The sequence below is a fragment of the Duganella sp. Root1480D1 genome (assembly GCF_001427305.1).
Taxonomy (GTDB): domain Bacteria; phylum Pseudomonadota; class Gammaproteobacteria; order Burkholderiales; family Burkholderiaceae_D; genus Rugamonas.
In genome coordinates this window covers 208,711-230,180 of record NZ_LMFZ01000002.1, presented here as the reverse complement: position 1 = coordinate 230,180, position 21,470 = coordinate 208,711, and the positions used below count along the sequence as shown (strand labels likewise).

Genomic DNA, 21,470 nt, shown 5'->3' with positions numbered 1-21,470 from the left:
TCATCATGCATATCATCAGATTTTTTGGAACCACCCTGGCTGGTCTTGTATTCGCCAATGCAATGGCCGCATCCCTTCCTCTTAGTAGCAAGAAATTTTCGCCGAGGCACGTTGGTTTTGCCGCCGATAGTTCGCGCGCTTGCCTGGCTGGGTCGCGCTTTGACCCTGAATCGATGCAGAGTACCGGCGAGTTGTTGCTGCTTGACCTGAAGCGAGATACCGTCATCGCGCAGGCGCACATCGCGGTGCCCGAGGATTACGCGTCACTGCATCCAGTGCAATGCGCGATCGATGGCGACCATGTCTACCTGCTGGCGAACGTGGACACGCAACTTCCGCGCTCGCTGAACCAGGGGCTGGTCTACCTGTACCAGTTCAACCTGCAGGGGAAACTGCTTGGCAAGAAGAAGCTTGCTATCGAGGGACGTAATCGTTACGGCCATGCGTTGGGCGTGTCCGCCAATGGCGTGCAAGTTGCGGGCTATATCAAAGACGAGGATGACGCCTCTGAGTATTTCTCTTTCTATACGCTGGCGTTGGACCGGCGCCTGAACGAGGGAAAGCTGAATGTCCGGAAGACAGGTGCCTTCATAAGCGGTGCCGAGGCACGCTTCGTAGGCGAGAACGTGCACGTTGCCGGGCCATTCGTCGCTGCGAAAGTGGTGAAGGATGGTTGGCTCGACGCCTATGCAAATTCGCGAATCCTGGCAAACGGTGGCTATGCGTGGAGCATGCGTCCGTTCAAAAAAGATCCGCGCAATGTGGTGGCTGGCATTTCCCAGCAAGGAGCGATCTACTCGCTTGGGTATGGGGAAAACGGGTCGACGCTGGCCGTCACCAGTGCCGAGGGCAAACAGGTTTCGCTGAACAGCTTCCCAAGCAAATTCTGCGAAACGAGTTCGCTTGCTGAATATGGCGCGGACGTGCTGGCCTTGCGCAAGCCTTGCGATGAGAAGCGCAAGTTGGCGGAGCTGGTCCTGATTTCACCGGCCAACGGGAAAGAAACCCCTCTGCAACTGGGGCAGGGTGAGCCCTTACTCGCGGCTACCAGTCCGGGCCAGTGGTTGGTTGTCTCCACGGATGCTGCCGGCAAGCTGGCCTGGCATTCGGGTGCGATAGGAGGCGACACGCGACTCAGCCAGACGGTGGGCGGCGTTGAGCATTCCTTGACCTTTGGCCGCATCAATATCGACAAGAAGGGTGAGCATTCTTTCGATTTCGTTTATGAGCAGCGTGCGGGCGAGTGCCGCTTCAGTATCAATGGGCATGCCGTTGAAGTGGATGTCGTTAATCCTGAAGGACCAGATGGCAAGGAGATGCCGCAGCTTGTCATGTACGACGGCGCCGAGATGACCCTTTTGCTGCCACTGAAAGGGGCGCCCCGCGAGGCCTCCTTAACCGGCACACTGTCGCCCGAGCAGGCCAAGCGCAGCTGCGGCAGCAAGAACGGTGGCAAGCTGTCCTTGTCGTTCGTTGCGACAGGCACTCGCCACTAACGCCGACCGAGCTGCCGGTTCAATTGAATGCGGCATGGATTTCGAGGCTGATCTGTTGCGGCGCTTGCAGGTGGGGATAGTGGCCAAGCCTGGACAGGACAGCGAACGGCTTGCCTGACTTGGCTGCGAATTCTTCGCCCATCTTTTTGTCGATGTAGATGTCCCTCTCGCCCCACACCACCTGGACCGGCGTCTCCAGGCGTGCCAGGTTGGCCTCGAAATACTGCTGGTCGCGGGTGAAGTGAGAGTAGTAGTGGTAGAAGGCGTCGCCCGTACTCAGGCTTCCCTGCTGCCAGCCGGCCAGCATGTCTGCCTTGAACTCTGCGGGCACATTGAATTGCTCGCTGGCGTCCAGCCCGCGACGGAAGGTATTTTCGATGATCTCGTCACGGTTCTGGTTGATTGCGTTGCGGGTCGCTTCGGCGGTTTGAGGCGCTTTCAGGCTGCGCAGGCGATCGGACATGTACTGCGGCCGGTCGAACGGTGCAAAATCGCCGACAATGATTTTCTTTGCGATATCCGGCTGCGCCAACGCGAGTAGCAAGGGGGGCAGGGCGCCGATGTCGGTGGCGTAAATCACAAGCTTTGATTTGTCGATGCCGGCCTTGTCGATGTAGGTCTTTACGACCTGCGCATAGTCCTGCGGGGCATAGGCGAATTTGTCTGTGGCGGGGCGGGACGATTGGCCATAACCTGGCCAGTCGAAAGCGTGGACTTCGTAATCGCGGCCAAGGTCCAGGGCGAGGTCTCGCCAGGTCAGCATCGTTTCCGGAAAGCCGTGCAGGAACAGGACTGTGCCCTTGGCGGCGGGATTTTTGACGACCATCCGGCGCAAGGTGATATCGGGGCTGAGTTGTATATTGCCGATTTCTTGAGCGGAGGCGTTGGCCAATGCAAGGGTGCTGACAGCAGCGGCGATTGATTTCTTGAGCGCGGACATATTGGTGTTCCTTGGCGAAGGTTTCGAGATGCCTTCAATATAGGATCCACAGCCGATGGCGTAAATGTCGTAAATACCTCCTTTCAGGACATGCGCGCTATGCGGCGCAGTGCTTGCGGCGGCTGGCCGAAGGCACGCAGGAAGGCACGCCGCATGCGCTCCGTGTCGATGAAGCCTGTCTCTACGGCGATTTCTTCGATGGTGTGCCGGCTTTGCTCGATCATCAGGCGAGCAGCTTCCAACCGCAGATGTTCGATCGCCTTGGCAGGCGACTGCCCTGTTTCTGTGGTGAAGGCGCGGCTGAACTGGCGTGGGCTGAGGTGGGCGACGCCAGCCAGCTCCTGCACCGATAGCCCGGAGTCCAGGTTATTGCGCGCGTATTCGAGCACGCGTTGGATGCGGTCGGACTTCGCGCCAAGTTGCAGCAGTGCGGAATGCTGCGACTGGCCGCCGGCGCGGCGATGGTAGACCACCAGTTTTTTCGCCACGGATGCTGCTAATTCGGCGCCGTAATCGGCTTCAATCAGGCCGAGCGCAAGGTCGATGCCGGTGCTCATGCCGGCGGAAGTCCAGACTGCGCCATCGTTGATAAAGATGCGGTCTGCATCGACTTTCGCGGCAGGGAATTGCAGTTGCAGTTCGCGGGCGAACAGCCAGTGCGTTGTAACGTGCTTGCCGTCGATCAGGCCTGCTTCGCCGAGCAGGAATGTGCCGGTGCAGACGGATGCGGTGCGGCGGGCAAGCCTGGAAGCTGCGCGCAAGCGGTCAAGTGTCTGCGAGTCGGTTGGCGCCGGGGCAACCAGGCCGCAGACGATCAGGGTATCCAGCCGGCGCCGGGCCAGCGGCTGGGTTTCCACTGAAGCGCCGAACGAGTTCACGACCGGGCCTCCGAGCGCGGAATAGAAACCAATCTGGTACAGGCGCTCGCGCGCTGTGGTGTTGGCCAGTTCAAAAGCGGAGGCGGCGGCCAGTCCCATGATCTGGAAGCCCGGCGGCAGCAGGAAGCCGATTTTCAGCACAATGAAACCTGTGGCGTAAAAGGAGGTATTTTGATCATACGCGCCATGGGCGGCGTGCGCAGGCTTCCGGTGTTATGCTCGTCAATCGCGCTACCTCGTGTGAGCGTATTTCGTCATGCAAGTTGAACAAGGAGATTGGAATGGCAATCAAGAAGATCCTGTTTTTGACCGGCGATTTTGCGGAAGACTATGAAACCATGGTGCCGTTCCAGGCGCTGCAGATGGTTGGGCATACCGTGCATGCGGTTTGCCCCGGCAAGAAAGCGGGCGAGAAGATCAAGACCGCGATCCACGATTTTGAAGGGGACCAGACTTATACCGAAAAGCCTGGCCATCAGTTCGCGCTGAATGCGAGCTTTGATGAGGCGCGTGTCTCGGCTTACGACGCGCTGATGATTGCGGGCGGCCGGGCGCCGGAGTATTTGCGCCTGAATCCTCGTGTGCTGGAGACGGTGCAGGAATTCGCCAAGGCGGGAAAGCCGATTGCAGCGATCTGCCACGCTGCACAGATACTGACTGCGGCAGACGTCATCAAGGGCAAGCGTATTTCCGCCTATCCTGCGTGCGCACCGGAAGTACGCTCCGCTGGCGGCGAGTATGTTTCGGTTGAAATGGACCAGGCGGTCACAGACGGCAATTTCGTCACGGCGCCGGCGTGGCCTGCGCATCCGCAGTGGATGGCACAGTTCCTCAAGGTCCTGGGTACCGAGATCAAGCCCTAATTCGCCCCCAGCAGCATTAAGGCTTGCTGGCGGGCTGACGTGCGCAGGGATTTGCGCAGCGTAGGATCGTCGGTGGTGCGGGCCAGTACCATGCCGCCGACGCACAGCGCCACAATCGCCTGGGCGCGTTGTTCACCATCGCTGAAATCCTTTAACGCGTGCTGGTAGATGCGCGTCAGGTTGCGGATCAGGTCCGTATAAGCGCGTTGCGGCGACAGGCCGGCGCGTGCCACGTCGCCGGGTAGTGCGTACAGTGGACAATGGTTCTCGATATCTTCCAGTACTTCGTCGCTCAGGTAAAGGTTGACCAGGCGGTGCGCCATGTCGCGCGGGTCGTTCGCGGGCGCGCTGGCTACATCCTTGCGGAAGGGGTTGCAGGTGGCAAAGCTGGCCACGGCCGCCGCATACAGCTCATCCTTGCTTTCAAAGTGGTTGTAGAAACCACCGCGCGTCAGGCCGGCTTCGGACATGATGGTTTCGATCGATACCTGTTCGAAGCCGTGGCGGTTGAATAGCTTGCGTGCCGATTCGACGATCTTGGCGCGGGTGCGTTCCTTGTGCTCTGCGGTGTATGGCATGGCTTGTCTCCTCCCTGGTCGGCATTATGCGTCCGATTCAAAATATGTTCTTGAACATATTATGTATCCCCGTAATCTGGCCACATGTTCACACCCAACCCTGAGGAGACAAACATGTACACCCTGGTTACTTTGCGTTCCGTTCCGGATTTCGCTGTTGGTTACGTGCGCGACTTGCGCGTGCGCTGGGCGATGGAGGAGGCGGGCCAGCCGTACTCGGTAAAGACCATTGGCCCGGATGAGCAGATATCGTCCACCTATCGCCAGCAGCAGCCTTTTGGACAAGTGCCGCTGCTGCTGGATGGCGAGCAATCGATCTTCGAGTCGGGGGCAATCCTGCGCCATCTTGGCGACAAATTGGGATTGATGCCCTCCGGTGAACGCGAGCGCCAGTTGGCGGAGATGTGGCTCTACGCGGCATTGAACTCGGTTGAACCGTATTTCGGCGCCTTCGCCGAGCTGGATGTGTTCCATGCGGGAGAGGCGTGGGTCGAGGCTCGCCGTCCAGGGCTGGAAGCAATGGCGAAGCGCCGCCTGGGCGACCTGGAGGGATGGCTGTCCGGTTGCGAATACCTGGCCGGCACGTTCAGCGTGGCCGACATCATGATGTCGACCGTATTGCGCCTGCTGGAGTCGAGTGGCCTGATGGAGCAATTCCCGGCAGTCAGCGCCTACCAGGCACGCTGCATGGCGCGGCCGGCCTACGCAAGGGCAATGGCGGCACAGGTGGCGCTGTATTCGGCCGAGAAGGCGGCAGCCTGACGCTGGCCGCGCGCCCCCGGCAATGTGCCCCCCTATTTGCAGGGCGAATCGATGGATTATTCATGCGCTTGACCTGAGTCAATTCTTTTTTGATCGTTAGTCCGTACAGTCCTGCTCTGGAATAACACAGAGTAGGAGTATTGAAACATGGGTAGCGATCATGAGGTAAATGACGCGCCGGCAAATAGCCGCCGTCGATTCCTGGGTAAGAGTGCTGCGTTAGGCTTGGCCGGCGCTGGCGTGCTGGCAGGCTGCAAGGAGAACGGTGCGGGGGCGCCCGGTTCTGCTTCGGCATCGGCAGCAGCTGCGGGCAAGTCGCACGGCGCTAGCAAGGCGCACGTGGAGCCAGGCCAGTTGGATGACTATTACCTGTTCTCCAGCGGCGGCCACTCCGGCGAGGCGCGCATTATGGGCGTTCCTTCCGGGCGAACTTTGCGCCGTATCCCTGTTTTCAATATCGATCCTATGGTTGGTTGGGGTATCACCAACGAATCCAAGGCCATCATCGGCACCAAGGCCGACGGCAGCCTGAAATACACCACTGGCGACACCCACCACGTGCATGGCAGCTACAAGAACGGCACCTACGATGGCCGCTTCCTGTGGGTGAACGATAAGATCCACTCGCGCCTGGCCCGCATCCGCATGGACACCATGGAGTGCGACAAAATCACCGAACTGCCGAACGTGATGGGTTTCCATGGCACCTTCCCTGACAAGTGCGACCCGGTCGACAAGTCGATCAACCACACCACCCGCGTATTCTGCGGCGCCGAATTTGCCATCCCATTCCCGAACGATGGCCGTGACCTGGACGATCCGTCCAAGTGGGGCTCGCTGTTCACCTGCGTGGATGCGGAAACCATGGACGTGCGTTGGCAGGTGCGCGTCGATGGCAATATGGACCTGGTGGCCACTTCCTACGACGGCCGCTTTGCCTGTTCCAACCAGTACAACACCGAAAACGCCCCTGACCAGGCGGGCATGATGGCTGCCGAGCGCGATGCCTGCGTGTTCTTCGACGTGGCGCGTATCGAAGCGCTGGTCAAGGCCGGCAAGTTCACTACCATCGGTTCGTCGAAAGTGCCTGTGGTTGACGGCCGCAAGGCGGCCAACCCGGATCCGAAGACATCGGTGACCTGCTATGTCCCGGTCGGCAAGAACCCGCACGGCGTCAACGCTTCGCCGGATGGCAAGTACATGGTCTGCTCCGGCAAGCTGTCGCCGACTGCGACCGTGATCGAGGTGGCGCTGGTTGCCAAGTGGTTTGACGGTGAACTGAAGACCGAGCGCGATGCAGTCGTGGCGGAGCCGGAAATCGGCCTGGGCCCATTGCATACCGCCTTCGACGGCAAGGGCAACGCCTTTACCACCCTGTTCCTGGACAGCCAGATCGTCAAGTGGAATGTGGCTGCGGCGATCGCGCAGTTCAAGGGCGACAAGTCAGTCAAAGTGGTGCTGGACCGCGTGGACGTGCACTACCAGCCTGGCCACGGTTACGCTTCGATGGGTGAAACCAGGGAAGCGGATGGCAAGTACTTCAACTCCGGCAACAAGTTCTCGAAGGACCGCTTCCTGCCGGTTGGCCCGCTGCACAGCGAAACGGAGCAGCTGATCGACATCACCGGCGACAAGATGGTGATCATCTCCGACCACACGGCGTATCCGGAACCGCACGATGCGATCATCATGCGCCGCGATATCGTGAAGACGCGCCAGATCTACAACATGGACGACTTCCCGAACAAGGTCACAGCGGACAACGCAGGTATTACGCGTAATGGCAACAAGGTGCATGTGCGCCTGATGTCCCAGGCGCCGGCCTTCAGCATGCCGGTCATCAAAGTGAAGAAGGGTGATGAAGTGACGATCACGCTGACCAACCACGATAAGGTGGAAGACCTGACCCACGGTTGCGCGATCCCGACCTACAACATCAACTTCATCGTCAACCCGCAGGAGACCAAGTCGGTCACCTTCAAGGCTGACCATGCCGGCGCGTTCTGGATGTATTGCACGCACTTCTGCCACGCACTGCACCTGGAAATGCGCAGCCGCTTCCTGGTGGAGGCTTAAGCCCGCGAGGGTGGTTTATCCATGCTGTATCGACTGATTTCCCTGCTTTGGGCGGCGCTGCTTGCGATGGTGTGCGCAGCGCCCGCCTCGGCCGCTTCGATGTACGACACCGTGCTGTCCGCGGGGTTGATGGGTGGTTCCGATTTGTGTGCCGATGCGCCATGCAGCGACGTGCTGCCTGCTGCGACGGCGTTTTCCAAGCGCAAAGGCGCACCGGCCTACGTTGAGGGCTACGCGCTGGAGCAGGGCAAGCAGAAGGTGGTGGGCTATGTGTTCCTGTCCACCGACGTGGTGGATATTCCGGCTTACTCCGGGAAGCCGGTCATCACGCTGATCGGCATGGATTCCCAAGGCTTGATTACCGGGGTGCGTATCCTGAAGCACTCCGAACCAATTTTGTTGGCGGGCATTCCCGAAACTGTGCTGACGAAATTCGTCCGCCAGTACCTGGGCAAGCCCGGCGACGCCAAGCTGGAACTCGGCCTTGGACGTGATGGTGGTGATCTTGATGCGATCAGCGGGGCCACCGTTACTGCCATAGCCGAGAACCAGACCATTGCGCAAAGCGCGTATGAGATTGGCAAGCAGGTTGGCATCTTCAAGGGGATGGTCAAACCGCGCGCTCATTTCACACCGCTGCGCGAACGTCTGGACTGGACCGCGCTCGTCAAGGAGGGCGCGGTCCAGCACATGCGCGTGGAAAGCGCGGATGTCGGCTTGCCTTCCGGCGGCAAGCCCTATATGGACCTGCATTTCGGCTACCTGAATGTGCCGACCGTCGGCATCAGCCTGCTCGGCGAGCGCAATTACCAGCGCCTGATGCAGGACCTGAAGGACGACGAACATGCGATCTTCATCATCGGCACCGGCCTGGAATCGTTCAAGGGTTCAGGCTTCGTGCGAGGCGGCATCTACGACCGCATTCAGGTGCGCCAGGATGCGGACCGCTTTACTTTCCGCGATACCGACTACCTGAACCTGTATCACCTGGAACCGGCCGACGTACCGGAGTACCAGGAGTCGGCAATCTTCATCGTCCGTTCTGCAAATTTCAATCCAGCCTGGCCGTGGCAACTGAGCCTGCTGGCCAATAAGCTGGACATGCAAACCCACGCCAAGGTGTTCGTGCACTTCGACGAGGAGTATTGGACGCCGGCGCGCTACTTGGAAGGCGGCCGTCCCAAAGTCGAGCGTCCGGTGTCTGCATGGAAATCGGCCTGGCTAGCGCGCAAAGGTGAAATCGCCTTGTTCGTGCTGGCGTTGCTGGCGACTGCCGCGCTGTACTCACAGCGCGACCGGCTGGTGCGCGCATCCAATCGCAAGAGCAAGCCGCTGATCAGCATTCCGCGCACCATCCTGTGGGTGATCGCGGTGGGCTTCTTCGGCCTGTACCTGAAAGCGCAGCCATCGATCACCCAGGTAATGACCTGGTTCCATTCCCTGATATACCAGTGGAAGTGGGAACTGTTCCTGTCCGATCCGTTCATCTTCATCTTCTGGTGGTTCATGGTGGTCACCGTGGTGCTGTGGGGCCGCGGCCTGTTCTGCGGCTGGCTATGCCCATTCGGTTCGCTGCAGCATCTGGCGTACAAGCTTGGCACGTTGATCGGCCTGGGCCGATTCCAGGGCCTGCTGCCGAAGCGTGTGCATGACAAGTTGAAGTGGGTGAAGTACGGCGTGTTCGCTGTGCTGGTCGGCGTCTCCTTCTACTCGATGGAGCTGGCCGAACACCTGGCGGAGATTGAGCCATTCAAAACGACCTTCCTGGTCGGCGTTTTGAACCGCGGCTGGCCGTTCACCGCCTTCGTGGCGGTCATCCTCGGGATTTCGATCCTGAGCGAGCGCCCTTACTGCAAATACATTTGCCCGCTGGGCGCAGGCTTGGCCGTGCCGAGCTTCTTCCGCCTGTTTGGCTTGAAGCGCAAGCAGGAGTGCGTGACCTGCACCGCCTGCGCCAAGGGCTGCGGATCGCATGCGATCGATGCGCAGGGCCGCATCGACCAGAAGGAATGCCTGCTTTGCCTGGACTGCATGGTCATGTACTACGACGACCATGCCTGCCCTCCGCTGGCCAAGGAACGCAAGACGCGCGAGAAGAACGGCCAGCCGCTTACGCCCATCGACGAACGCGGCTACTTTATTTCGCTGAATGCGGTTCGCAGTGAGCTGAAAAGGAAGGCAGGGTAAAACCATGAGTGTCCTCAGGGTTTGCGCGGCCGCCCTGGCCGCGACGTTGAGCGCGATGCTGGCTCCCGGCCCGGCAGGCGCACACGCGGCCGTGCTGCAGGTACGCGCGGGCGAATCGGTTGCCGCTGCCGTCGGCAAGGCGCACCCCGGCGACACCGTCCAGGTCATGGCCGGCATTTACAAAGAACGCATTCTGATCGACAAGCCATTGCGCCTGGAGGGCATCGGCAAGCCGACTATCGCTGCCGGCTACGCGGGCGACGTGATTCGCATCAAGTCTGCCGACGTGTCGATCCGCGGCCTGATCGTGCGCGATAGCGGCACTGACCTCGGGTCGCAGAATGCCGGAATTTACGTGATGCCGGGCTCCGACCGTGTCGTCATCGCCAACTGCGACCTTGTCACCAACCTGTTTGGCATCTGGCTGGAACAATCGCGCGACGCCGTCCTGCAAGGAAACCTGGTCACCGGCCGCCGCGACCTGATGTCGCAATTGCGCGGCAACGGCATCCAGGTCTACAACACCGATGACACCCAGGTGATCGACAACACCATCAGCTATGTGCGAGACGGCATTTACGTCGACTACTCGCGCCGCGCTACGTTCCGTGGCAATACGGTGCACCACGTGCGCTATGGCACGCACTATATGAACACCCATAACAGCTCGTGGGAAGGCAATACCGTGTACCAGAGCCGTGGCGGATTGGCGCTGATGGAGGTGCGCAACCTCACGGTGCGCAACAACGTCGCCTGGGGCAACGAGGACCACGGCATCATGCTGCGCACCATCCAGGATTCGGTTATTGAGAACAATATCGTGTCCGGCAATGGGCGCGGCTTCTTCATTTACGACGCCGAATTCAATACCCTGCGCGGCAACCTGGTGATCGGCAACCGCACCGGCGTTCACCTGACGGCTGGATCGAGCAATAACGCTGTGGATGGAAACGACTTTATCCACAATGCAGAACAGGTCAAATTCGTGGCGTCGAAAGACGTCGAATGGGGCCGCAGCAAAGGTAACTACTGGAGCAATTACAGCGGTTGGGATCAGGACAACGATGGTAACGGCGACGTCCTGTACCAGGCCAACGACGTGGTCGACCGCCTGCACTGGCAATACCCGTTGCTCAAGCTCCTGCTTAGCAGCCCCGCCGTACAAACGCTGCGCTTCGTGTCGCGGCAATTCCCCTTGCTGCGCGCACCGAGCGTGATCGATAAGCACCCCCGCATGCAGCCCTGGAATACTGATTGGAGAAAATGGCATGGACGACAAGCTGATTGACTTGCGCGCCGTGGGCCGGCGCTATGGATCGCTGCTGGCGGTCGATGGCGTCGACCTGGCCGTGGGACGGGGCCGCATGGTGGGCCTGATCGGGCATAACGGGGCCGGAAAGAGTACTTTGTTCAAGATGATGCTTGGCTTGCTGGAGCCGAGTTCCGGCGAAGTGCGCATCTGCGGCGTGCGGACCAGTGACGGCGCATTTCGTGATGTGCGGCGCCGCATCGGCTACCTGCCGGAGAGCTTTGTCGCCTACGACAATCTGACCGGCATGGAGCTGCTGCACCTGTTCGCCGACTTGAAGAAAGTGGCGCGCAGCGCCTGCGGCAACGTGCTGGAGCGGGTTGGCCTGTCGGCGGCGGCGGACCGTCGTGTTGGCGGGTATTCCAAGGGCATGCGCCAACGCCTGGGTTTTGCACAACTGCTGCTCGGCGCACCGGAACTGGTGTTCCTCGACGAGCCGACCAATGGCCTGGACCCGGACGGCATCCACGATTTCTACCGCATCCTGCACCAGCTCCGCGAGCAAGGCGCGACCATTGTCATCACCTCGCACATCCTGGCCGAAATCCAGGAACGCGTCGATGAACTGGTGATCCTGAGCGGCGGCCGCATTGCGGCGCAAGGCACGCTGGCGCAGTTGCGCGCCGGTGCGGCCATGCCGGCGGAAATCCGGCTGGTGGCGCGCGCAGGCGGAACCGGCCGCGTGATTGCCGCGCTGCGCGGCCACCAGGTGCGAGTGGAGCGCGATTGCATCCGCGTTCCCTGCGCGCCGCGGCAGAAGATGCAAATGTTGCAGCTCATTTCCACCCTCAGCGACTCCGTCGACGATGTGGCGATCCATGAACCGTCGCTGGAAGACCTGTTCTTCGGCATGGGAGGCCGTCATGCGCGCGCGGCTTGACTGGTCGGCGGCGGCCACTATCGCTTCGCGTGAATTCCGCGACCGCCTGCGCAACCGCTGGGTGCTGGCGGTGGCGCTGGTATTTGCCGTGTTTGCGCTGGCAATTGCCTGGTTCGGCATGGCGCAGCAGGGCAGCGTCGGCTATCGGGGCATCGACGTCACCATCGTCAGCCTGTCCAGCCTTGTTACTTACCTGGTGCCGCTGATTGCGCTGCTGCTTGGCTACGACGCGATTGTCGGCGAGCGCGAACGCGGTTCACTGGAGCTGCTGCTGTCGCTGCCGATTACGCGCTTTGAACTGCTGCTCGGGAAGTTCGCCGGCTTGGCCGCAGCATTGGCGGCTTCGACCGCGCTGGGTTTCGGCGTGGCCCTGCTGGCTCTCTCCAACCAGCTCGATGCGCGCGATGCCATGCATTTCTTCGGCTTTGCCGGCAGCGCCATCCTGCTGGGACTGGCCTTCCTCAGCATGTCGCTGTGCCTGTCGGTGCTGGCGCACAACCGCATCCGCGCCAGCGGACTGGCTATTGGCCTGTGGTTCCTGTTCGTGCTGGTGTTCGACATGGTGCTGATGGGCGTGCTGGTGCTGTCGCAGGGTGCCCTGGACAGCAGCGTTTTCGGTGCCTTGCTGATGCTGAACCCTGCCGACGTGTTCCGCCTGCTGAATATCTTCAGCTCCGAGCAGGTGCAAGGGCTGTACGGCCTGGCCACCGTGATGCCGGAGCATATGACCAACCCGGGCCTGCTGGCCGGCGCAATGCTGGCATGGATTGCCGTTCCCTTCGCCATTGCCACCTGGAGATTCAAATGAAGTTCAAGCGAAATGCCGCCGCCATTGCGGTGCTGCTGTTGCTGGCCGCTTGCGGCGATGCAGCGCGTTCCCTGGCAGCAGGCGAGCCGGCGGAGGACGCGGCCTGTGCGCTGGATGGCATGAGCCTCAAGGATTATCCCGGCCCCAAGGCGCAAATCGTGTTCAAGGATGGCCGCATCGACTATTTCTGCAGCCTGGCGGAATTGTTTGAAGTCCTGTTCGGCGAGGATGGCCAGCGCGGCATCGGCGCCAGCTACGTGCAGGACATGGGCAAGGCCGACTGGAGCAAGCCGCGCGGGCATTGGATCGAGGCCCGCAATGCGTTTTATGTCCTCGACAGCCGCGCCCAGGGCGCCATGGGGCCAACCATCGGCACCTTCGCCAGCAAGGAAGATGCACAAGCCTTCGCCGCCCGCGAAGGCGGCCGCGTACTCGCTTACAACCAGATCAAGCCGGACGTGCTCAAACTTGGCACCAAGCCGGCCCACGATGCGCATGACGACTCCATGCGCTAAGTAGTTTTTCACCCACCAACCAAGAGGAAGACAAGCATGAAAGCATTTACCAAGCTGACCGTCGCTATCGCTGCCGCCGCACTGGCGCCTGCGGTGTTGGCTGCCGCAGCCGCCAAAGGCGCCGGCGTCAATGGCGAGAAGATCTATTCCGCCAATTGCGCCTCCTGCCACGCTGCCGGCGTGCTGGGAGCACCCAAGGTCGGCGACAAAGCCGCCTGGGGGCCGCGCGTCAAGCAGGGCAAGGAGGTGCTGTACACCCACGCACTGAACGGCTTCAAGATGATGCCTCCGAAAGGCGGCAATCCCGGCCTGAAGGACGATGAGGTGAAAGCCGCCATCGATTTCATGGCCAAGAGCTGATGATGCAGCGCCGGCGGCTGTTGGCTTGCGCCGTGTTGCTGCCATTACTGGCGGCTTGCACGGCAAGGGACGAAGTGCACCATGTGCAGGGCCATGTGTTCGGCACGCAGGTGGAGGTGAGTATTTACGGACCTTCGGAAGCGGAGGCACGCCAGCAGGGCGCGGCCGTGCTGCGTGAGTTCGACCGCCTGCACCACAAGTACCATGCCTGGCAACCTAGCCAGCTTACGGCGCTGAACGATGCCATAGCCCGCGGCGAGCCTTTTGAGGCAGACGAGGAGATGGTGGGGCTGTTGCGCTCCGCTGCCGATTTGTCGGCCCGCTCCGGCGATACCTTCAACCCCGCGATCGGGCGCCTGATCCGGCTGTGGGGTTTCCAGAAAAACGACATCACGGCCGGTGGCCCTTTGCCAGCGGAAATCGAGAGCCTGGTGAAAGCCAATCCGCGCATGGCGGACCTGCATTTCGACGGCAACCGCATTACCAGCAGCAACCGCGCCGTCATGCTGGACCTGGGCGGCTACGCCAAGGGCTATGCCTTGGACCGGGCGGCGCAGATCCTGCGCCAGGCCCACGTCAAGGCAGCGCTGGTGAACGTCGGCGGCAATGCGATTGCGCTTGGCCAGCCGGGGTCCAGGCCGTGGATGGTCGGCATCCGCAATCCACGCGGGCCGCAAATGGTGGCGCGCGTGGCCCTGCACGACAATGAAGCGATCGGCACCAGCGGCGACTATGAGCGCTACTTCATGAAGCAAGGCAGGCGCCATGCCCACATCATCGATGCCCGCAGCGGGCAAACGGTGGACCTGGTGGCCTCCGTGACCATCATTACCTCCGGCGGCACCGATGCCGGCTTGCGCTCCGACGGCAATTCCAAGCCGCTGTTCGTGGTCGGCCCGCAAGGCTGGTGCGATATGGCGCAACGGCTCGACTTGAAGGAGGCCATGCTGATCGACGCGCAGGGCGAGGTGTATGCTACGCCTGCCATGATGGCACGCACTGACCAGGGAAAAGGAAATGGGAAACCTGTACGAGGATGCACTGCCGCCCGCAACGGGTGAGCGATTCGATACGCTGCTGTCGCACCAGGGACTGGTGATCGAGCGCATTGTCAGCACGTCGAAGATCGAATCGCAGGAATACGTCCAGGAACAGGACGAATGGGTCGTGCTGCTGACGGGTGAAGCCACGCTTGAAGTGGCGGGGCGCAAGGTGCAGCTGAAGGCAGGCGACTATCTGTTCCTGCCCGCGCGCACCCCGCATACGGTGCGGCAGGTTTCCGATGGCGCCCTGTGGCTGGCGGTGCACCTGCATGGCCGCAGCGCGTGACAAAGCGCGCATCTTTTGGCTGTTTTGATCTGCTACTCTTGGTTTCCTTATTTCTGGAGCCAACTGAATGCAGTCGACGCAGCAACAAGAAGCGATAGAGGAATTCTGGCAGCATATTTCGCACTGCGACCACGTGGTGCAGGTATATGAAAATGAAGAGGCATTTCTCGACACGCTGGAGTTCTTTGTCTCGGAGGGGTTTCGGAAGAACGAAGCCGTGATCATCATCGCTACGCCGGAACACCGAACCGCCCTGGCCGAGCGCCTGGAACGCAGCGGAATCAGCGTAGCGGCTGCGGCATCCCGTGGGCAATTCATCGTGCGCGATGCACGGTCCTGCCTGGCGCGGTTCATGTTCGACGGCTGGCCAGCCGAGTCGCGCTTTCATGAGATGATCGAAGAATTACTGGCCAAGGCGCGCGAGCGGCATACGACCGTGCGCGCTTTCGGCGAAATGGTGGCCTTGCTGTGGGACGAAAAGCTGTACCGCGCCACCATGCGGCTGGAGCATATGTGGACGCAGTTGTGCCAGCGCGAATCGTTCCCGCTGTTCTGCGCCTACCCGAAAGCCAGTTTCGATGCCGGCGATCCGGCCGACCACCGCGAAGTGCACAACGCGCATACGAGGACCTGCCCGCCGCTATAATGGGGCGATGAAAATCGTCCTGGTCACAATTGGCTGCCTGTTCATGGTCCTCGCGGGCCTGGGCGTGTTCCTGCCGCTGCTGCCCACCACGCCCTTCCTGCTGCTGGCGTCGGCCTGCTTCGCCCGCAGTTCCGACAAGTTGCACAACTGGCTGCGCAACCACGGCCGCTTTGGCCGCTACCTGCGCGATTACGAAGACGGGCGCGGCATCCCTTTGCGCGGCAAGGTGCTGGCCATGGCGATGATGTGGCCGTCGATGGCCTACTCGATGTACAGGGTGCCCTTCGTGCCGGTGAAGGTCATGCTGTTCCTGGTTGCCTGCGGCGTGACAGTTTACCTGTGGCGCCTTCCTACTTCCCGCCCGCTGGATGAATAAGAAAAGACTGATTGCGGCAGCAGCCGCGCTGCTGCTGTCCCATGCCGCCCTCGCAGCGAAATGGGAGCTTGTTGCGGGCGCTCCCATTGCCATGAACAGCGAGCGGATCGACGCGCCGCGCGGCATAGCCGTGGGCCGCGACGACACCATCTACTTCACCGATGGCGCGACCGTGCGGGCGATGAAGGCGGATGGCGCGCTGGTCACCGTGCCGGGCCGTTTTATCGCTCCTGCCGGACTGGCAGTCGCCGCGGACGGCACGCTGTACGTGGCCGATGCTGGCAATCATGCCGTGAAGGCGATTTCTCCCTCGGGCGATGTGCGCACCGTTGCCGGCCAGGCCGGCACCGCCGGGCGCAATGACGGCAAGGGTATCGCGGCGCGCTTCGACCAGCCCGCCGGGCTGGCGTTCGATGCGGCGGGCGGACTGCTGGTGGCCGATGCCGGTAACAGTGCGTTGCGGCGGATCTCTGCGGACGGGGTAGTCAGCACGGTGGTCCAAGGCTTGCCGCTGCAACCGCAGGGCATCGCACTTGATGCACGGGGCGGCGTCATATTGCATGATGCAGCCAGCGCACTGCGCGTCGAAGCGAGCGGCAAGTGGCTGCCGCTTGACCTGCAAATGGATGCCGCCCCAGCCCAAGCGCAGCCGGAGCTGCAGCAGGGCCACGCCCCGGAACGCATTTCAGCCAGCGCGATCGCGGGAGCGGCTGCGGAATGCCAGCGCGGCAAATGCCTGCGGCGTTACCTGGCACCGAGCATGCCGACTGTGGCCAGGGCGCGTGCCGTGCCTGCCGGGCAAATGGCGGTCGACTCCCAGGGCCGGTTGCTGGCGACCGTTCCCGCCACGGGCACCATCTATCGCATCGAGCTAAACGGCATGATCGTTCCCCTGCTGGGGGCGGGCGATGTCACCGGCGAGCTGTCTGGCGTAGCGCGTGCCCAGGATGGCAGCCTGCATCTCCTGCTGGCCGAGCGCCAGGCGGCAATGAGCTGGGATGCCAATGGCAAGGCGCAGCCATTCGCCCTGCAATATGCGGCATCGTTGAACCGCGACGGTCCGGCATTGCAGGCGCGCTTCGGCGATATCACGCAGCTTGCAGTGGGGCGCGACGGCGGGCTGTATGTGCTGGACGGCGACCAGTTGCGCCGCATCGACAAGGAGGGCGTGGTGCGTACCTTGCTGGAGGCCGGGAGTTTCCGCAAGCTGCGCGATTCGCATACCGCGGCCCAGGTGGACCTGCACGGCGCGATGGTCGCGCGCCCCAGCACCGGCGTATTCGTTACCGCCAATGGCGGGCTGGCAGGCGTCAGCACGGAAGGCATGATTTCGCTGGTCAGCGGCCCGCCGGGCATGACGCCCGAGCAGACCGGCTTTGTGCCGGCGCTGCGCCGTATGTGGGCCTATGTCACGCAGGATGCCGAACCGTTCATGCTGACCGGACTGGGGCAGCATCGCATTGCAGCGGATGCCACCGGCCAGGCATGGTATTGCGCCGATAACGTGTTGTGGCGCATCCGTCCGCGCGGCGTGGCGCGCAAGACAGAGTTGCAGGGGACAGGCGGCTGCGGCGACGTGCTGGTAGCGCCAAGCGATGATGTCTTCATGCTGCACGGTCATTATGTGAGCCGCGTCGGCGCCGACGGCTATCAATGGCTGGCGGCGGGCAGCCGCGATCGCAAGGGCAGCAACGATGGGGTAAGCCTGATGGCGCGCTTCCGCAACATTACCCATGCAGCGACCGACGCCGGCAACAATATCTATCTGATTGACGATGGGGCCCTGCGCAAGCTGTCGGCCAACGGCGAAGTCACCACCGAAGGCAAGGACTTGCCTGAAGGCCTTGGGAAACTGCGCGCCCTTGCCGTGGACAGGAAAGGCGCGCTATACGTCGCTACTCAGCGCACGATCTTAAAGCTGAAGCCCTGACTCAAGGCTGCCAGTTCACGTTTACCGTCGCCGTGCCGCTGGCCGGCGTGGTGAAGGTATGGTTGCTGCCGCCTTCCCACACGGTTGGATTGGCGCTCTTTTTCAGGAACTTGTAGCTGAGGGTGGTGCCGGCCGGTACGCTGACATCGGTGTACCAGTTCGGGTAGCTGTACACCACCTGATTGAACAGCGGGCCAAGCGGTGCAGTGGCGCTCCAGTTGGTAAGTTCGAACTTATCCCCGGTCAGGTAGACGTTTTCACCGGAAACCGTAGTGGCGTTGCCGACCACGAAGCGCACCGTGACTTGCGGGCCGCTGAGGATCTCGAAATTGTCCCAGCTATCGCTCGTTACGGCACCCGCCGTGACGATGCTTACGCCGCTCATGCCGGCCGCCACGCTTGGCACGAGTACCTTGACCTGGGTGTCTTCCCACGACAGGATATTGGCGCCGCTGACTACCGTGCTGCCGAACTTCACTGTGCCTTTGGTGGCGCCGAAGCCGCGGCCGTCGATGGTGACGGTCTTGCCGGGCATGGACATATTCGGTCCCACGTGGCCCAGTTTTGGCGAGGCCACCGTGGCGGTGTACTGCCACACGGCGATGGCGCCAGCCGCCAGCGTGAAGTTGCCGACCGCACCGTTCGCGCCGACCGTGATGCTGTTGCCGTTGAAGCCCAGTCCATTCAGCACGTCGGTGTAGCTGCCTGCCGGCAGGCCGGCGATAAAGCCGCTGATCGAGGTTGCTGTGGACAGGTTGCGATTGATCGCGACCACGGCCACGTTGTTGCCGAAGTTGCGTTCGTAGATCAATACATCGTTGTTGACCCAGCGCTGCTGCGTGCTGCCGTAGGCGATGGCGGGATTGGATTTGCGCAACGGTGCCAGGCGCGCGACCAGGCCGTATGCAGGCGTGGTGGTGGCGAAAGAGGTCATCATGGCACGGTTGTCTGGATCGCCGGTACCCTGCATGTATTGCTCGGTGCCGTAGTAGATTGCCGGCACGCCGCGCGAGGTGAGGGTGAAGGCCAGCGCCTGTTCCAGTTTGCGGCCGCTGGCGCCGGCCACCTGGAAGCGCGGCATGTCGTGGTTGTCGATGAAGGTGACCTGGTCGCCGACGTGGGCGTACTGGCCTGCGGTATCGCTCACCATCTGGTTCAGCGAAGTCATGTTCGCCGAGCCGTCCTTGAAGACCTGGCGCACCTTCTGGGCGAACTGGAAGTCCAGCAAACTCATGCCGCTGCGGTTGGCGAAGTAGTGGTTGGCGGGATCGACCTCATTCTCGCTCAGGTACCACTCGCCAAAAGTGAACACCGGCTTATAGCCCTGAATGTAGGACATCAGGCTCTTTTGCCAGCCGAAAGGCATGTGCTTGACCGCGTCCATGCGGATGCCGTCGATGCCCAGGTCCAGCCACATCTTGATGGCGGCCTTCATGTAGCCATCCACCGTGGCATTGTTGTGGTTCAGGTCCGCCAGGTCGAACAGGTTGCGGTAAATGCCGCTTTCCAGGGTGGAGAAATCGGTGCCGCCGTTGTGGTGGAAGTAGCCGTTCGGGTCGGAGCCATAGCCAGCCAGCAGCACGCCGTTGTCATACAGCTTACCGTTCTCGCCGAAGGTGGTATCGCTGGCCGAAGCGGGCGAAGTATGGTTTGGCGCGAAGTCGATGATCACCTTGATGTTGCGGGCGTGGGCCGCGTTGATCATGTTGGTGAAATCGGTCATGGTGCCGAAGGCCGGATTGGCGCGCTTGAAGTCGCGCGCCCAGTAGCCGTGGTAGGCAGTGCTGTTGGTGCCCGAGTAGTTCAGCACCGCGGTGATGTTCTCCACCGGCTGCGAAATCCAGATGGCGGTAATGCCCATGCCGGTCAGGTAGCCATCCTCGATCTTGTTCTGAATGCCTTTCCAGTCGCCGCCGCAGAACAGTTTTTTCTGCGTGCAGCCGGAACTGAAGGCGCTGCCGGTGGGGTTGTTCGCGCTATTCCCGTCCGACAGGCGGTCGGTCACGATCTGGTAGATCACGTCCGTGTTGAAGCCTTGCTTGTTGCCGACCGAAGTGTCGGGCGCAGCCTGCGCATGGATGGCGAGAGCGGCCAGGGTGGCCGCCAACAGGGCCTTGCGTTGAGTCTCCATAGTCCTTCCTTTCTTTGTTTTGGTGGACAAAGTATGGAGTAGTTTGACTACGTGCACGCTTGTGATGTGGCGTAAACGCAGCAGAAAAGGCGATTAATTTAAAGTATTTTGACTACAAAAAATCCTGTAGTCGGTGTCCGAGCCGCTTGCCGAGTGCAAGCAGAGTGAGGGTGGGCGGCAGGCCCCAGGGGGCGGGCAGGACGGAGGCATCGCAGACGTAGAGTCCTGGCGTGGCGCTGCGCAAATCGCTGTCCACGGCTGCCGGGCCGCCACTGCCCACCGCCAGCGCAGCGCCAGGATGGGCGGCAAAATGCCAGCTCTGGAACACATGGCGCGCGCCGGCCTGGGACAGGATGCGCCGTGCCAGCGCGGTGCCGCGGCGGAAACGTTCGCGGTCTTGCGCTTGCAGTGTCTTGTCGACCCAGCGCGGGCCGATCCCGCCGCCGGCCAGGTCGCGGATCTTGACCATGATGCTAAGCGTGCGGCGGTGTGCGAACAGGCGGTCGATGCGGCCAACCTGGAGCGCGAAGGCCTGGTACATCGGCCTGGGCAAGGTCAGGTCGGCAAAGGACAGGCCTTCTTCCGGCAGCGCCATGCCGGCCGCCATCGGCACTTCGGCGCCGCCGTCAATATCGTCTACCGCACCCATCACCGCCACTACCGGATCGCTGATGAAGGGCAGGCTGCGCGGCGCCAGGCCGGAGGCATGCAGCAGCCGCGGGCTGCCAATACCGCCGCCGGCCAATATCACCACGCTGGCGTGGACTGTGTGGAGCGAACCGTCGCGCAGGTATTCCACGCCCACCGCCCGGCCCTGGTCGAGCAACACGCGCATGGCCTGTGCATTGTCCAGGATGTGCGTGCCGCGCAGGCGCGCATCATCGAGCAGGTCGCGCGCTGTCCACTTGGCACCATACGGGCAACCATAGACGCATCGCCAGCAACCGGTACGGCAGATGGCGGGACGGATCATCTTGTCGAGTTTTTGCCATGGCAGGCCGGAGGATAGCGCGGCCTGCATGATGCGCCGGGCCATGGGGCCAAGCAGTTCATCTGGCAGTTGGCCGATCGGGAGTTCGGCATGGCATTCCGCCAGCGCAGGCGCCAGGTCGATGCCCAGCGCCGCAAAACGTTCCAGCGGGGGCGCGGCCGCAGTGGCAAAATTCAGCGTGGAGCTGCCACCGGTAGCCAGTCCGCGCACCAGCAGCGATGCATCGCGGTGGAAAAAAGCTCCCTTGCCGGGAATGGCGCCGATACCCGCCATTTGGGCCAGCGTGCCCCGCAAAGGGGCGCCGCTGCCCTGTTCCAGTACCAGTACGCGCTGTCCATGCCGCGCAAGCGTGTGCGAGACGCTGGCGCCACCGGGGCCACTGCCGACTACGATGGCGTCATAGCGCGCTGGCATT

General features: G+C 61.9%; 20 protein-coding genes. 15 read left to right on the top strand and 5 right to left on the bottom strand.

Annotation, left to right across the window (positions count from 1 at the left end):
• Nucleotides 1-5: 5 nt before the first annotated feature.
• Entirely contained in the window at nucleotides 6-1,496 is a 1,491-nt protein-coding gene (locus ASD58_RS04460) for a hypothetical protein (protein ID WP_156401148.1), read from the top strand.
• Between the two features lie 19 nt (nucleotides 1,497-1,515).
• On the opposite strand, the gene ASD58_RS04455 is transcribed toward ASD58_RS04460, so the two are convergent.
• Together ASD58_RS04455 and ASD58_RS04450 are read right to left on the bottom strand one after the other, a co-directional pair.
• Nucleotides 1,516-2,436 carry an alpha/beta fold hydrolase gene (locus ASD58_RS04455; RefSeq protein ID WP_057259896.1) on the bottom strand — a complete coding sequence of 307 codons (921 nt, stop codon included), beginning with the start codon at nucleotides 2,434-2,436 and terminating at the stop codon, nucleotides 1,516-1,518.
• Between the two features lie 83 nt (nucleotides 2,437-2,519).
• Nucleotides 2,520-3,455 carry a GlxA family transcriptional regulator gene (locus tag ASD58_RS04450; protein WP_057259895.1) on the bottom strand — a complete coding sequence of 312 codons (936 nt, stop codon included), beginning with the start codon at nucleotides 3,453-3,455 and terminating at the stop codon, nucleotides 2,520-2,522.
• A 140-nt stretch (nucleotides 3,456-3,595) separates the two neighbouring features.
• Here ASD58_RS04450 and ASD58_RS04445 point away from each other — a divergent pair, with 140 nt between their 5' ends.
• Entirely contained in the window at nucleotides 3,596-4,177 is a 582-nt protein-coding gene (locus tag ASD58_RS04445) for a DJ-1/PfpI family protein (protein ID WP_057259894.1), read from the top strand.
• On the opposite strand, the gene ASD58_RS04440 is transcribed toward ASD58_RS04445, so the two are convergent.
• A complete protein-coding gene (locus tag ASD58_RS04440) occupies nucleotides 4,174-4,755 on the bottom strand; it encodes a TetR/AcrR family transcriptional regulator (RefSeq protein WP_057259893.1) in 582 nt (193 codons plus the stop codon). The two genes, ASD58_RS04445 and ASD58_RS04440, sit on opposite strands and share 4 nt — an antisense overlap.
• A 114-nt stretch (nucleotides 4,756-4,869) precedes the next feature.
• On the opposite strand from ASD58_RS04440, the gene ASD58_RS04435 reads away from it, so the two are divergent.
• The 13 genes from ASD58_RS04435 to ASD58_RS04375 all read left to right on the top strand — a co-directional run bounded on the left by ASD58_RS04435 (nucleotide 4,870) and on the right by ASD58_RS04375 (nucleotide 17,933).
• Complete coding sequence (locus ASD58_RS04435; RefSeq protein ID WP_057259892.1) at nucleotides 4,870-5,517, top strand: glutathione S-transferase family protein; 648 nt, start codon at nucleotides 4,870-4,872, stop codon at nucleotides 5,515-5,517.
• Between the two features lie 147 nt (nucleotides 5,518-5,664).
• Nucleotides 5,665-7,593: a TAT-dependent nitrous-oxide reductase gene (gene nosZ, locus ASD58_RS04430; protein ID WP_057259891.1), complete on the top strand. Its 1,929-nt coding sequence runs from the start codon at nucleotides 5,665-5,667 to the stop codon at nucleotides 7,591-7,593.
• Nucleotides 7,594-7,614: 21 nt separating this feature from the next.
• Nucleotides 7,615-9,780, top strand: a complete 2,166-nt coding sequence (locus ASD58_RS04425; protein WP_057259890.1) for a 4Fe-4S binding protein — start codon at nucleotides 7,615-7,617, stop codon at nucleotides 9,778-9,780.
• Nucleotides 9,781-9,835: 55 nt separating this feature from the next.
• Nucleotides 9,836-11,068 (top strand): nitrous oxide reductase family maturation protein NosD, encoded by a 1,233-nt coding sequence (locus ASD58_RS04420; RefSeq protein ID WP_156401154.1) that lies wholly within the window; start codon nucleotides 9,836-9,838, stop codon nucleotides 11,066-11,068.
• Nucleotides 11,049-11,969: an ABC transporter ATP-binding protein gene (locus ASD58_RS04415; RefSeq protein WP_057259888.1), complete on the top strand. Its 921-nt coding sequence runs from the start codon at nucleotides 11,049-11,051 to the stop codon at nucleotides 11,967-11,969. The genes ASD58_RS04420 and ASD58_RS04415 overlap by 20 nt, the downstream gene beginning before the upstream one ends.
• On the top strand, nucleotides 11,953-12,777 hold the full coding sequence (locus ASD58_RS04410) for an ABC transporter permease (RefSeq protein ID WP_057259887.1): 825 nt from the start codon (nucleotides 11,953-11,955) through the stop codon (nucleotides 12,775-12,777). Before ASD58_RS04415 ends, ASD58_RS04410 begins: the two co-directional genes overlap by 17 nt.
• Complete coding sequence (locus tag ASD58_RS04405; RefSeq protein WP_057259886.1) at nucleotides 12,774-13,292, top strand: nitrous oxide reductase accessory protein NosL; 519 nt, start codon at nucleotides 12,774-12,776, stop codon at nucleotides 13,290-13,292. The genes ASD58_RS04410 and ASD58_RS04405 overlap by 4 nt, the downstream gene beginning before the upstream one ends.
• A gap of 36 nt (nucleotides 13,293-13,328) precedes the next feature.
• Nucleotides 13,329-13,652, top strand: a complete 324-nt coding sequence (locus tag ASD58_RS04400) for a cytochrome c5 family protein (protein ID WP_057259885.1) — start codon at nucleotides 13,329-13,331, stop codon at nucleotides 13,650-13,652.
• Nucleotides 13,652-14,713 (top strand): FAD:protein FMN transferase, encoded by a 1,062-nt coding sequence (locus ASD58_RS04395; protein ID WP_057259884.1) that lies wholly within the window; start codon nucleotides 13,652-13,654, stop codon nucleotides 14,711-14,713. The genes ASD58_RS04400 and ASD58_RS04395 overlap by 1 nt, the downstream gene beginning before the upstream one ends.
• Nucleotides 14,670-14,981 (top strand): cupin domain-containing protein, encoded by a 312-nt coding sequence (locus ASD58_RS04390; protein ID WP_057259883.1) that lies wholly within the window; start codon nucleotides 14,670-14,672, stop codon nucleotides 14,979-14,981. Before ASD58_RS04395 ends, ASD58_RS04390 begins: the two co-directional genes overlap by 44 nt.
• 67 nt (nucleotides 14,982-15,048) lie before the next feature.
• Nucleotides 15,049-15,627 carry an MEDS domain-containing protein gene (locus ASD58_RS04385; RefSeq protein WP_057259882.1) on the top strand — a complete coding sequence of 193 codons (579 nt, stop codon included), beginning with the start codon at nucleotides 15,049-15,051 and terminating at the stop codon, nucleotides 15,625-15,627.
• 7 nt (nucleotides 15,628-15,634) lie between these two features.
• Nucleotides 15,635-16,003, top strand: a complete 369-nt coding sequence (locus tag ASD58_RS04380) for a YbaN family protein (protein ID WP_057259881.1) — start codon at nucleotides 15,635-15,637, stop codon at nucleotides 16,001-16,003.
• The gene (locus tag ASD58_RS04375) at nucleotides 15,996-17,933 is read left to right on the top strand and encodes a hypothetical protein (RefSeq protein ID WP_057259880.1); all 1,938 of its coding nucleotides are present in this window, start codon (nucleotides 15,996-15,998) and stop codon (nucleotides 17,931-17,933) included. The genes ASD58_RS04380 and ASD58_RS04375 overlap by 8 nt, the downstream gene beginning before the upstream one ends.
• Before the next feature lies 1 nt (nucleotide 17,934).
• Here the strand turns inward: ASD58_RS04375 and ASD58_RS04370 are convergent, their stop codons facing one another.
• Complete coding sequence (locus tag ASD58_RS04370) at nucleotides 17,935-20,064, bottom strand: alpha-amylase family glycosyl hydrolase (RefSeq protein WP_057259879.1); 2,130 nt, start codon at nucleotides 20,062-20,064, stop codon at nucleotides 17,935-17,937.
• A 112-nt stretch (nucleotides 20,065-20,176) separates the two neighbouring features.
• Nucleotides 20,177-21,469: a GMC family oxidoreductase N-terminal domain-containing protein gene (locus tag ASD58_RS04365; protein ID WP_057259878.1), complete on the bottom strand. Its 1,293-nt coding sequence runs from the start codon at nucleotides 21,467-21,469 to the stop codon at nucleotides 20,177-20,179.
• Between the last annotated feature and the right edge of the window lies 1 nt (nucleotide 21,470).